Source organism: Mameliella sp. CS4, assembly GCF_019392335.1.
In the GTDB taxonomy this organism is placed as follows: Bacteria; Pseudomonadota; Alphaproteobacteria; order Rhodobacterales; family Rhodobacteraceae; genus Antarctobacter.
This window is the reverse complement of the sequence record NZ_JAHXRQ010000015.1, coordinates 115,964-127,509: the sequence shown is the minus strand read 5'-3', so window position 1 is coordinate 127,509 and position 11,546 is coordinate 115,964. Positions and strand designations below refer to the sequence as shown.

Sequence of the window (11,546 nt, the reverse complement as noted above, 5' to 3'; positions counted from 1 at the left end):
TCGGACGCCGACATCGACCACCTGGTCAAGGCCCTCACCCTCCTCTGGAAGCAATGCGCCCTGGCGCATGCGGTCGCGTGAGGGCTGTGTTCAATTTCCCGAAGAACCGCACTAGATGACCCGAAATGGAGGATTTCGAATGAAACCACTTTTTATAGCCACCGCCGCCTTCTGCGCACTCTCGACACCCGTCCTGGCCGAAAGCCACGCGACCGGTGATCCGGAGGAAGGGGAAAAGGTGCTCCGCCAGTGCCGTGCCTGCCACATGGTCGTCACGCCCGAGGGCGATGAGATCCAGAAAGGCGGTAAGGTCGGCCCCAACCTTTATGGAGTCGCCGGACGGACGGCGGGCACCGTCGAGGATTTCAACTACTCGGACTCGATGGTCGCAGCCGGAGAGGCTGGCCTTGCCTGGGACGAAGAGCATTTTGTGCCCTACGCCCGCAACGCCACCGCCTTTCTCAAGGAGTACCTCGACGACAGCTCGGCTCGGGGCAAGATGACCTTCCGCGTCCGCAGCGACGAGGATGCGGCCAACGTCTGGGCCTATCTGGTCTCTGTCGGGCCGGAGCCCGAGATGGACGGGGCCAGTTCCGACTGACCGTCACCCGACCGAACATGAAAAACGCCGCGTCCCCCGCCGGGGGCGCGGCGTTTTCCTGTCAGGATATCAGCGCGCCAGGGCCAGCGGCGTCACCTTGGCACGGGTACCAAGTGCGCCCTGGGCCACCTCGAAGATGTCCCCGGCGCTCATGGCGGCGTTTGCGTACATCTCGTCTGGGTTGGCCTGTTCGATGATCCTGTCCGGCAGGCAGATGGTTCGGACCGCAAGGCCGCGGTCCAGCAGCCCCATCCAGGCCAGCGCGTGCAACACGACAGAGCCAAAGCCCCCCTCGGCGCCCTGCTCGACCGTCACCAGCGCCCGGTGCCCAAGCGCCAGGCGGCGCAGCAGGTCGCTGTCCAGCGGCTTGACAAAACGGGCATCGGCCAGGGTGACGGTATGGCCCGCCTCGCGCAGGGCGGCGGCGGCCTCGCGGCATTGCGGCAGATGCGCCCCGCAGGAAAGGATGGCAATGTCCTCGCCCTCTTCCAGCACGCGACCGCGCCCGATCTCCAGCACCTCGCCTCGTTCTGGAAGCGTGACACCGGTGCCTGCGCCGCGCGGATAACGAAAGGCGATGGGCCCTTCGTCATGGGCGGCGGCGGTGGCAACCATGTGCATCAGCTCGGCCTCGTCGGCGGCGGCCATGACGGTAAAGCCCGGCAGGTTGGACAGGTAGGCCATGTCATAGGCGCCCGCGTGCGTGGCCCCATCGGCCCCCACCAGACCCGCCCGGTCGATGGCGAACCGCACCGGCAGGTTCTGCAGGGCGACGTCATGCACCACCTGGTCATACCCGCGCTGCAGGAACGTCGAGTAGATCGCGCAGAAGGGGCGCAGCCCGCTGGCCGCCATCCCGGCGGCAAAGGTCACGCCATGTTGTTCGGCGATCCCCACGTCGAAGACCCGGTTTGGAAAGCGCGCCGCCATCTTGGACAGGCCGGTGCCATCGGGCATGGCCGCCGTGACCGCGACGATACGGTCGTCGCGCGCGGCCTCCTGCGTCAGGGCCGTGCCGAAGACGCTGGTATAGCTGGGCGCGGCACCGGGTTTGGCCGGGCAAACCTGTGGGCCGGTGGCCGGGTCGAACTTGGACACGCCGTGGCCCCGGTCGGCGCTGGTTTCGGCGGGGGCATAGCCCTTGCCCTTGACCGTGCAGCAATGGATCAGCACCGGACCGCGCGCCCGTGCCCGCGCCGCGCGCAGCACCGGCAAAAGCTGGCTCATGTCATGGCCGTCGATCGGACCGACATAGTCGAACCCCAGTTCCTCGAAAAGCGTGCCGGAGCCACCCAGGCCCGTCACCAACTGGCGCGCGCGCCGGGCGCCGCTGCGCATCGGTTCGGGCATGGCCGCCTCCATCCCCTCGACCATCGAGCGCATCCGTGCCACCGGCTCGGCGGCATACATGCGGCTGAGGTAGGACGACATGGCGCCCACCGGGGGGGCGATGCTCATTTCGTTGTCATTGAGGATCACGAACAGGCGCCGTCCTTCGGCGCCGGCGTTGTTCAGTGCCTCGTAGGCCATGCCGGCGCTGATTGCGCCGTCACCGATCACCGCGATGGCGTCGCCCGTGGGCCGCCCCATGTCGCGCCCGACGGCAAAGCCCAGGGCCGCGCTGATCGAGGTCGAACTATGCGCCGCGCCAAAGGGATCGTGTTCGGATTCCGTGCGCTTGGTAAAGCCCGACAGCCCGTCCTTCTGGCGCAGGGTGCGGATGCGGTCGCGCCGCCCGGTCAGGATCTTGTGCGGATAACACTGGTGACCCACGTCCCAGATCAGCTTGTCCTTAGGCGTGTCGAAAACCGCGTGGATCGCCACGCTCAGCTCGACCACGCCCAGCGAGGACCCGAGGTGCCCGCCGGTTTGCGACACGGCCGAGATGACCTCGGCCCGCAGTTCGTCCGCAAGCGCGGCAAGATCCGTGTCGGGCATGCGCCGCAGGTCCGACGGACCGGCCACCCGGTCAAGAAACGGTGTGTGGGGTTTGTCGGCAAGGGTCATGGCGCGCTCCTGTCGCTGGTCCGGCGTGGCGCCACCACGGGAGTGCAGGCGGCGCGTCTGGCCGGCATGGGGAGACGGGGCGGCGCGGGGCCGCCCTGTCCCGGGGTTTACTGGCCGTAGTCCGGCGCCTCAGAGGTCGCCAGTTCGGGCCAGTCGGCAATCACGTTGGTGCCCTGCAGCGGCTGCTGATAACCCTTGTGGCAGGTGCGGCAAGCGGCCTTGGGCGCATCCCCCGCCACCGGCCCCAGCCGGTCCTCGGGCAGGACCTCGGCCAGCGGCACCAGGTAGTCGTTGTTCAACTCCAGCACCATCTGGATGCCCAGGCTTTCCGTCGCCCATTGCGGCGTCACCTGCCCGCCGTCGTAGAAGGCGCGGGTGTTGTGGCAGAAGGTGCAGTTCACGCCCAACGAGTTGGCGACGTAGTTCATCAGCGCATAGGTCCGCTCGGCGTCCTGGATCGTTGGCACGCCCTCGTCCCCGGGCCGCGCCGCGACCCGGCTTTCAAGGTCGTGCACGCCGATCAGGTCGCCATCCAACAGGTATTTCTCCAGCGCGTCGGTGGGCAAGGAGGTATAGGAGGTGAGCGGCGTCACCCGGTTCTGCACCGCCGACCATCCGGCGGCGGCCATGTTGACCTCTCCCATCTTGAACCAGATGTCGCTGGGCACATTCTGACCCCGGTGACAGGTCATGCAGGTCACGCCGACCGTCTTGTTGGCGTTCACATGCCCGTCCCAGTTCTCGTTGATGTTGCGGGTCATCTCGATCATCCGGCGGGCGACGACCTTGGTGTACAGATTGTCCTCACCGTAGGTTTCCAGATCGCCATCCCCGTGGCAGTAGGCGCAGCCCTGTTCCGGCGCGACCCATCGGGTCATCGCCGCCATCAGCCGGTTGAAGTTGGCATCCGTCAGTTCGCCCAGCACCTGGACGTTCTGGTAGATGTCACCGGCCAGTTCCTCGCCCTCCTCCGGGACATAGGGCGGATCGTCAAAGAGTTCGGCGATGGCCGGATCGGGCACGGCCAGGTCAGAGACGAACTCCGGCACCGACATGCCATTGCCGCGCGGGCCGGTCTGCAGGCTGTCGGTCTTGAAGGGTTGGCCCAGGGCCACCACCGAAACCGCCGCCAGCACCGCCGCCCCCGCAACCCCGACCAGGATGGCCGGGCGTTCGATATCGACCGGGTTCTCACGGGTCCATTTGTCAAACCACTTGAACATCGCGCTCACTCCCGTCCGATGAAGGCTTCGTAAGTCCCGTAGGCCTCGTAGCCGTAGCTGCCGTCATACATCGGCGCGAAATGGTGTTCCTGCGCCCAGATGAACCAGTTATCGACGACCGTTCCCGTCAGCAGGATTCCGATACCGCCGGTGATCGGGGTCAGCACCGCGAACCACCAGGCCCAGCGGTGAATGCCCTCCATCGTGGCGTTGAACCCCATCGTCCAGCGCCAGAACAGCGCCGCGCGTTCCGAGGCCGTGCCGCGGTCGACGATCTGTTCCAGCTCGCGGTCGCCGCCAAACCGGCTGACCGCCAGGATCGTCGCGCCGTGCATCGCGAAGAGCAGCACCGAGCCATAGAGGAAGACGATCGAGAGGCCGTGGAACGGGTTGTAATAGAGGTTGCCGTAGCGGATCGAAAAGGCCGTGGTCCAGTCGAGGTGCGGGAAGATCCCGTAGGGCACCGCCTCGGACCAGGATCCCATCAGGATCGGCCGGAACAGGCCCAGCACCAGGAACAGCCAGATCGCGCTGGCAAAGGCCCAGGCCACGTGTTTGCCCATCTTGTGCTGTTCGGCCAGAAGGTAGGTGCGCAGCCACCAGGTACAGACCGCCACCAGCAGGAACAGCGAGGCGATGATGTACCAGCCGCCGTCGTTCAGCGGCGGGATGGTCAGCCCGTATTCCGGGCTGGGTGGTTCCAGCGCCAGCCAGAAACCCTGGCGCAGGAACTCGGGGATCGACCAGCCGACTTGCGCCAGCATGTTGAGCCCGATAATGAAGATCGCCAGCGCGCCGGTGGCGAGGCTGATCATCCCGGTCCAGCCCAGGTAGATCGGCCCCAGCTGGGCGTTGCCCACCCAGCCGACAAGGCGGCTGAACCCGGGGGTGACGATACGTTCCGAGGCAAGGTCGTTTTCGTTGTCCATGCCCCATTCGGCCGGTCCTTCGACCTGAACCTGGGTGAAGATGTTCTGATATTCGGTCATGATCACATTCCCGCCTGAGAGGGCCAGATCGGCAGTTCGAGCCACCAGTTCCACCATTCCGGCCAGCCGCTGGTCCAGACCGGGCCGCTGATGATGATGCAGACCGCCGAGAAGAAGACCGCGTTGATCGCCAGCAGGAAGCCCAGTCGGTGAATGCCCAGCGTGCCGATCGAGTAGCCGATGAGGTCACGGAAGAAGCTGTCCTCGTGATCCGGCGTCTTCATCTCCTCCCCCTTCTCGGGGTTGGCCGCCGAGAGGATCAGCCCGCCGTGCAGCGCCAGCGCCAGGGTGGTGCCGAAGAACAGGCTGACCGCCAGCATGTGCGCGGGATTGTAGTGGAAGTGCAGGTAGGCGTAGCCGGTGTTGCTGACCCAGTCGAGGTGACTGAAGATGCCATAGGGAAAGCCATGACCCCAGGCGCCCATCAGCAACGGGCGAAAGATCGTCAGCGTGACATAGGCCAGGATGGCAAAGCTGAAGGCGAAGGGCACATGATAGCCCATCCCCAGCTTGCGGCATATCTCGACCTCGCGCAGGGCCCAGCTGATGAAGGCGCCGGTGGCACAGATCGTGATGATCTGCCACAGCCCCCCTTCCATCAGGGGCGCCGCGCCCAGGCCATAGGACAGGTCGGGCGGCGCGACATTGATGAGCCAGGGGTTGAAGGTGCCCTGGTGGGCCGCCCCCCAGAAGATCAGGATGGTGCCGAGGGCCGCAAAGAAGGCGGTCGTGACACCGAAGAAGCCGACATAGAAGGGGCCGACCCAGAAATCGAAGAGATCCCCGCCGATCAGCGTCCCCCCGCGGACGCGGTACTTTTTCTCGAAGCTGAGCAACGCCATCGTATTTCCCCGCTTTTGGCGGCCCGTTCGATCAGATCTCAAGCCGACGTTTAGGTGTGAGGTGTGCGTTCGTTGCGGGCGGACCTGCCGCCCGCAGCGTTTTCATGGGACGATTGTCCCCTGGTCACTCATCTGCTGCGGCGCGCGATGCGGCCGCGTTCTCGAACCAGTTGACGCCATTTGACAGAACCACCAGGTGGATCATGACAGCCAACAGGAACAGAAAGACGCCTTGCGCGACAAACACGCGGCGAGGATCGAAGATGAGCCAGATCTTGTAGAACTTGGACACGTCCATCATCCTTTCCTTAGAACCAGGGGGCCCAGATGTAGGTTGCCAGATGGGCAACCACCGCAACCGCCGCGAACAGCCAGAGGCCACTCATGTAGACGGAATGCAGTTCCTGGGCCTGCTCGTCGGTGAGACCTGTGAAGGACAGGTCGTTTTGATCAGCCATAAACTTTCCTCCGGAACGCTATGCTGACGCCGCGAACCCCGCGGCCGGGTCCCTTGGGGCCTTCACGGTCCCTCAGGGGTCTGTCCGCCCGGGACGGGCGGTCAGGTCGGGTCTCGGTGGTTAACCCCTGGGGGTCAGACCGAGAAAATCATCGGCGTGATCCGGTCCGCCTCGCGCCAGGCACGGGCCAGCGGGCCGTGCAGGTTCAGCGACCTCTGCCGGATCACCGCCCGCGCCCAGCCGATCGTCTCCGAGGGCAGCGCGAGCAGGAAGATGAGGGTGAAATAGACATGGAACTCGGCCCGGCGCCGGCGCCGGACATGCGCCTGTCCCAGGCTGCTGGATGTGACGTCGGTCATCGGTCAGTCCTCCTCTTGGAATTGGCGGGCAAGGCCCGAAACGCGTTCTACGGCGGCCAGGGCCACGCGCGCCGCGCCCGCGCGCTGCGCGTCGTCTTCGGCGGCGTCTCGCAGCGTCTTGGCGGCGGAAATACGGGTCAGCACCGGATGCGCGGCCACCAGGCGATCCAGCGCGCGGCTGGCATCCTCGTCCCAGGGCAGGTTCCGGCGCAGCGGTGTCGGCGTCGCCTGCGCCGCGTCCATCTCGGACCCCAGCGGCAGGATGTGGAACAGCGAGTCGAACAGCCCGTTGCAGACCTCCTGCAGCAGGTAGGTCGCCCCGGCATAGCCCATCATCGGCGTGCCGGTGGCGCGGCGGATCGCGGCGCCGGGAAAGCTGGCCGGGATGAAGGTCGGGCTGGGTCCGTGGCCGGATTTCAGCTCGGCCAGGTAGATCTTTTCGTTGATCGACCCTAGCAAGACCAACGGCCGGTCGCGGGCAATCATGGCCCGGGTCGCGTCGTTGTCGGTCTTCTTCCCCGCGCAACGCGAAACCGCAAAGGCGCAGGGCAGGCCCAAGTCGCCCTCCAGGTACTGACGGATTCCACGGGCATAGGTCTCTCCGGCGACGATGCCAAAGCTTGCGGTGGCAAAGAAATCCTGCGTGACGGACCGCCAGAGATCCCAGACCGGCTTGATGGTCGAATGTTTCTCGCGCTCGATGAAGGGTTCGGGGTCCAGCCCCAGCAGTTCGCCCAGCGAGCGCAGGAACAGCGTCGTGCTCTCGACCCCGATGGGGGCCTGCAGGTAGGGTTTGCCCAGCACCTCGGCCAGGCCGCGCCCGTATTCGCGGTACATCACCACGTTGACGTCGGAATTCACGAGGTTGCGCATCTCGGCCAGGTGGGCGCCCAGAGGCAGCACCATGTTGACTTCGGCGCCGATCCCCTCGACCAGGCGGCGGATCTCGGCCAGGTCGCTGGGCATGTTGAAAGCGCCATACATCGGGCCAAGGATGTTGACCCGGGGCGCGGCTCCCTCCTCGCGCTTTTTCTCCTTGGGCATCCGGCCCTTGGTCATGCCGAATTCGGTAAAGAGCCAGGTCATCGCCCGGTCGGCGGCCTGCCACTGGTCCTCGTCGATGGTGCGCGGAAGAAAGCGCTGGATGTTGGTGCCCTGCGGGGTCACGCCGCCGCCGATCATCTCGGCGATGGAGCCGGTGACAACCACGGCAGGCAAGGCCGGGTCCAGCGTGCCCCAGGCGCGTTTCATCGCACCCTCGGTCCCGTCTCGGCCCAGTTCCTCTTCGCCCAACCCGCTGACCACGATGGGCAGCTCATGCGGCGGCAGGGCGTCGGTGTAGTGCAGGACAGAGGTCACGGGCAGGTTCTCGCAGCCGACGGGGCCGTCGATGATGACCTGCAGACCCTTGACGGCGCAGAAGGCATAGACCGCGCCCCAGTAGCCGCCGGCCCTGTCGTGATCCTGGATCAGCATGGGGCACCTCTCCGGCTGGCAGCAGCGCGTTCAAGCGGCCGGATATGGAAGGTCACACCCCTCATATCATCTGCTCCGCCTTGGCGGCGCGGGCCTTCTTTTCCAGTTTCTTGAGATTCAGCGCGCGGAAATCCGGGCGCAGATTGGGCGCGCCCTCCCAGACCCCGGCGGTGTCGCCCTCGCCGACGCCCTCGAAAAAGGCCTTCATCCGGTCCATGCGGGGCTTGTTGTCGATGGCGGCATTCACCACCTCGGCCAGGCTGCCTGCCCCTGCCGGCCCCATCAGGGGCCGGGCCGAGATCAGGTTGGTGAAATAGAGCGCGGGAATGCCCATCGCCTTGGCCTTTTGAACCACCGGCGTCGTGCCGATGGCCAGGTCCGGGCGCAGCCCTTCCATCGCGGCCAGGTCATCCTCCAGCGAGGCGCGGAACGTCACCGTCACGCCTCGGGCGCGCAGCCATTCGGCATCCGCCTGAGACCAGGGGGATTTCGCGCAAGCGGTGCCGACATAGGGCACGTCGGCGCCGCTTTCGATCAGCAGGCGCGCGACCAGCAGTTCACTGCCCTCGTAGCCCGACAGGGTGATCCGCCCCTTGATCGGGGCCGCGTCCAGCGCGCCCCGGATCGCGGGCAGAAAGGCGTTTTGCGCGGCGGCCACCTTGTCGGCGTGCAGGCCAAAGGCCTCGCCGATCCCGGCCAGCCAGGCGGCAGTGCCGTCATGACCCACGGGCGCGCTGCCCACGATCGGGCGACCGGCAGCCTGGAACTCGCGCACGGCGGCGGTATAGAACGGGTGGATCGCGGCGACCGCACCACAGTCCAGCGCGGAATAAAGCTCGCGCCACTCGCGGCAGGGCACCACCGGCCCGGCGGCCAGCCCCATCGGCGCCAGCATCGCACCGATCATCATCGGATCGGCGGGAAACATTTCTCCCAGCAGGGTCACGGTGGGCAAGTCGGAAACACCGCCCTCGGGCGCGGCCACCGGCCCGGCCTCGATCTCTCGGCGGGCATAGTTCAGCATGGCACCTGCCAGCACGTCCTTGGCCTCGGCATGGGTGGGAATGCCGAACCCCGGCACGTCGATGCCCACGATCCGCACGCCGTCGATCTCGTCCGGGAGCAACCGCAGCGGCACACCGGAGGCCGTGGGCACACAGAGGTTGGTGACCACAATGGCATCGAAGCGATCCGGATCGGCCAGCTTGTGTACCGCCTCGCGGATGTCCTCGAACAGCTTGCCGGTCACCAGGCTTTCGGAATCGAAGGGGACGTAGCCCACCGACCGCCGTGCGCCGTAGAAATGCGACACGAAGGTCAGCCCGTAGACGCAGCAGGCAGAGCCGGACAGCACCGTCGCCACCCGTTTCATCCGCAGCCCCACACGCAGGGATCCAAAGGCCGGGCACATGCTTTGCGGCTTGTCATGCGGGCCTTGCGGGTAATCTCGCGCGTATTGGTCCAGCAGCTCACTTTGCCCGGCGCTGCGCGCGGCCCGGTCCAGGTCGGCGGCGGAATGACACCCGTCGCCCGCCGGTGTGGCCAGATCAGGCGTCGTCATAGATCACCTCCAGCGACTCCTGCGGCTTGGCGTACTTGCCGCGCATGTCGGCATCGGTGGCCGGGACCAGCGTCACGCCCGCCCCGGTGTCGGAACCGTCGAAAAGCCCCAGCAGTGCGTCCTGGTCCAGCGGCGCGGGCCGCACCGGCGGCGCAACCGAGACGGCCTCGGACAGACCGGCGAAAAGCTCGCCCCATTGGCTCTGCGCCGTGCCGACAATCTGGTAGTTCGCGGATTTCTTGCGCAGGTCGTCGTCCTGCGGGATCGCCGCCAGGATCGGGATGTCCACCGCCTTGGCAAAGGCCTGCGCCTCACCGGAATGGTCGTCCTTGTTGACCACCAGCCCCGCCACGCCGACATTGCCGCCCAGCTTGCGGAAGTATTCCACCGCGGAACAGACGTTGTTGGCCACGTAAAGAGATTGCAGGTCGTTCGAAGCGACGAGGATCACCTTTTGCGCCATGTCCCGCGCGATCGGCAGGCCAAAGCCGCCGCAGACGACATCTCCCAGGAAATCCAGCAGCACGTAATCGAAGTCCCAGTCGTGGAAGCCGAGCTTTTCCAACAGCTCGAAGCCGTGGATGATACCGCGCCCGCCACAGCCGCGCCCCACCTCGGGGCCGCCCAGTTCCATCGCAAAGACGCCGCCGCGCTTGAAGCAGACATCGCCGATGGCGACCTCTTCTCCGGCCAGCTTCTTCTTGGTCGAGGTCTCGATGATCGTCGGGCAGGCCTTGCCGCCAAACAACAGTGAGGTTGTGTCCGACTTTGGATCGCAGCCGATCAGCAGCACGCGCTTGCCCTGTTCGGCCATCATGTGACTGAGGTTCGCCAGGGTGAAGGATTTGCCGATCCCGCCCTTGCCATAGATCGCGATGATCTGCGTCTTGCTGGTCGGCTCTTCGGTGATCAGGTCCGCCAGGTCCTCTTGCGCCTCCTCGCGCAGGCGCTGGTCAAAGGTCTTGAGGTCAGGCACGTCGGTCTCGGTGAGTTTCTGCACGTCGTCCTTCACGCTGCGTCCTTCCAGTTGAGTATCATTTTGAGGCAGGCCGGGTCCTCGAAGGCGGTCCGGTAGGCTCCGGCGGCCCGCTCTGCCGGAACCGCATGTGAGATCAGCCCGGACAGCGACAGGGCGCCGTTTTCCACAAGGGCACGCACGGCGGTCAGGTCATCGCGCTGCCATTCCGCGGCGACCCGCAGGCGGGCCTCGCGCATGAAGGCGGGCGGAAAGGCAAAGCGCAGCCCTTCGGGGTAGAACCCGGCCAGGACGATCTCGCCGCCCTTGGCAAGGCGTCCGATCAGGTCGTCCAGGATCGCGGCATTGCCGGAAGCATCATAGATCGCGCCGTAGTCGCGGCGCGGATCATCCTCGGGCGCGATGACGTCGTAGCCCTCGCCCCCTTGGCGACGGTCCGGCGCCCGTTCCCAGACGGTGGGCGCCGGGGCGCCTGCGGCCACGGTCAGGCGTGCCAGCAGGCGACCCAGGACGCCGTGGCCGACGATGAGGTCAGGCATCCGCTTTTCCAGGCCCGCCATCGCGTGCCGCGCGGTGGCGGCCAGCGCCAGCAAGGCGCCTTCGGCGCCCAGAGCGGCGTCGATGCGTGTCACCCGCGCGGCGTCCGTGACCAGCACATCCGCCGCCCCGCCGAACAGGCCATAGGCGCCGTCGAAACAATCGGCTCCAGGTACAAAGACCCGGTCGCCCGGGCGAAAGCCGGTGCCAGGAGCGGCCTCGACCACCTCTCCGGCGGCCTCGTAGCCGGGCACCAGCGGGTAGCCCATGCCCGGAAAGGGCGGCATGGCGCCGGACCAGAACAGTTTTTCGGTGCCGGTAGAGATGCCCGAATGCGCGATCTCGACAACGATGTCGCCCGCGCCGGGCGCCTTGAGGTCGAGCTGATCGAGGGACAGATCCCCCGGACCATTCAGAAGGACAGCGCGTGTTTGCATCTTCGCCCCTCCCCCTTTTTATCGTCCGTGTGGCGGGCGTCGCCGTCACGGCCATCTTCAAATGTCAGGGTAACACGACA

The 11,546-nt window shown here is 66.4% G+C and carries 12 protein-coding genes; 1 reads left to right on the top strand and 11 read right to left on the bottom strand.

Annotated features, from left to right (window positions below; genetic code table 11):
* Positions 1–139: 139 nt before the first annotated feature.
* On the top strand, positions 140–601 hold the full coding sequence (locus KZZ07_RS17655; RefSeq protein ID WP_219516141.1) for a c-type cytochrome: 462 nt from the start codon (positions 140–142) through the stop codon (positions 599–601).
* A 69-nt stretch (positions 602–670) separates the two neighbouring features.
* On the opposite strand, the gene dxs is transcribed toward KZZ07_RS17655, so the two are convergent.
* The 11 genes from dxs to bchC all read right to left on the bottom strand — a co-directional run bounded on the left by dxs (position 671) and on the right by bchC (position 11,466).
* Complete coding sequence (gene dxs / locus KZZ07_RS17650; protein ID WP_219516140.1) at positions 671–2,608, bottom strand: 1-deoxy-D-xylulose-5-phosphate synthase; 1,938 nt, start codon at positions 2,606–2,608, stop codon at positions 671–673.
* A 107-nt stretch (positions 2,609–2,715) separates the two neighbouring features.
* On the bottom strand, positions 2,716–3,831 hold the full coding sequence (gene pufC, locus KZZ07_RS17645; RefSeq protein WP_219516139.1) for a photosynthetic reaction center cytochrome PufC: 1,116 nt from the start codon (positions 3,829–3,831) through the stop codon (positions 2,716–2,718).
* A gap of 5 nt (positions 3,832–3,836) precedes the next feature.
* Complete coding sequence (gene pufM / locus KZZ07_RS17640; protein WP_219516138.1) at positions 3,837–4,820, bottom strand: photosynthetic reaction center subunit M; 984 nt, start codon at positions 4,818–4,820, stop codon at positions 3,837–3,839.
* Between the two features lie 2 nt (positions 4,821–4,822).
* Positions 4,823–5,662 carry a photosynthetic reaction center subunit L gene (gene pufL / locus KZZ07_RS17635; protein ID WP_219516136.1) on the bottom strand — a complete coding sequence of 280 codons (840 nt, stop codon included), beginning with the start codon at positions 5,660–5,662 and terminating at the stop codon, positions 4,823–4,825.
* A 124-nt stretch (positions 5,663–5,786) separates the two neighbouring features.
* Positions 5,787–5,954, bottom strand: coding sequence for a light-harvesting antenna LH1, alpha subunit (gene pufA, locus KZZ07_RS17630; protein ID WP_043145809.1), 168 nt, complete (start codon positions 5,952–5,954; stop codon positions 5,787–5,789).
* A 16-nt stretch (positions 5,955–5,970) separates the two neighbouring features.
* On the bottom strand, positions 5,971–6,120 hold the full coding sequence (pufB, locus tag KZZ07_RS17625) for a light-harvesting antenna LH1, beta subunit (protein WP_043145768.1): 150 nt from the start codon (positions 6,118–6,120) through the stop codon (positions 5,971–5,973).
* A gap of 134 nt (positions 6,121–6,254) precedes the next feature.
* A complete protein-coding gene (pufQ, locus tag KZZ07_RS17620; RefSeq protein ID WP_219516134.1) occupies positions 6,255–6,479 on the bottom strand; it encodes a cytochrome PufQ in 225 nt (74 codons plus the stop codon).
* Positions 6,480–6,482: 3 nt separating this feature from the next.
* Entirely contained in the window at positions 6,483–7,955 is a 1,473-nt protein-coding gene (gene bchZ, locus KZZ07_RS17615; protein WP_219516132.1) for a chlorophyllide a reductase subunit Z, read from the bottom strand.
* 61 nt (positions 7,956–8,016) lie between these two features.
* On the bottom strand, positions 8,017–9,516 hold the full coding sequence (gene bchY / locus KZZ07_RS17610; RefSeq protein WP_219516131.1) for a chlorophyllide a reductase subunit Y: 1,500 nt from the start codon (positions 9,514–9,516) through the stop codon (positions 8,017–8,019).
* Positions 9,503–10,516, bottom strand: a complete 1,014-nt coding sequence (locus KZZ07_RS17605; protein ID WP_484157850.1) for a chlorophyllide a reductase iron protein subunit X — start codon at positions 10,514–10,516, stop codon at positions 9,503–9,505. The genes bchY and KZZ07_RS17605 overlap by 14 nt, the downstream gene beginning before the upstream one ends.
* Positions 10,517–10,524: 8 nt before the next feature.
* Positions 10,525–11,466, bottom strand: a complete 942-nt coding sequence (gene bchC, locus KZZ07_RS17600; RefSeq protein ID WP_219516130.1) for a chlorophyll synthesis pathway protein BchC — start codon at positions 11,464–11,466, stop codon at positions 10,525–10,527.
* Positions 11,467–11,546: the final 80 nt, after the last annotated feature.

Coding starts and splice junctions, on each gene's coding strand:
- KZZ07_RS17655 (WP_219516141.1), top strand. CDS start 140: ATGAAACCACTTTTTATAGCCACCGCCGCCTTCTGCGCACTCTCGACA.
- dxs (WP_219516140.1), bottom strand. CDS start 2,608: ATGACCCTTGCCGACAAACCCCACACACCGTTTCTTGACCGGGTGGCC.
- pufC (WP_219516139.1), bottom strand. CDS start 3,831: ATGTTCAAGTGGTTTGACAAATGGACCCGTGAGAACCCGGTCGATATC.
- pufM (WP_219516138.1), bottom strand. CDS start 4,820: ATGACCGAATATCAGAACATCTTCACCCAGGTTCAGGTCGAAGGACCG.
- pufL (WP_219516136.1), bottom strand. CDS start 5,662: ATGGCGTTGCTCAGCTTCGAGAAAAAGTACCGCGTCCGCGGGGGGACG.
- pufB (WP_043145768.1), bottom strand. CDS start 6,120: ATGGCTGATCAAAACGACCTGTCCTTCACAGGTCTCACCGACGAGCAG.
- pufQ (WP_219516134.1), bottom strand. CDS start 6,479: ATGACCGACGTCACATCCAGCAGCCTGGGACAGGCGCATGTCCGGCGC.
- bchZ (WP_219516132.1), bottom strand. CDS start 7,955: ATGCTGATCCAGGATCACGACAGGGCCGGCGGCTACTGGGGCGCGGTC.
- bchY (WP_219516131.1), bottom strand. CDS start 9,516: ATGACGACGCCTGATCTGGCCACACCGGCGGGCGACGGGTGTCATTCC.
- bchC (WP_219516130.1), bottom strand. CDS start 11,466: ATGCAAACACGCGCTGTCCTTCTGAATGGTCCGGGGGATCTGTCCCTC.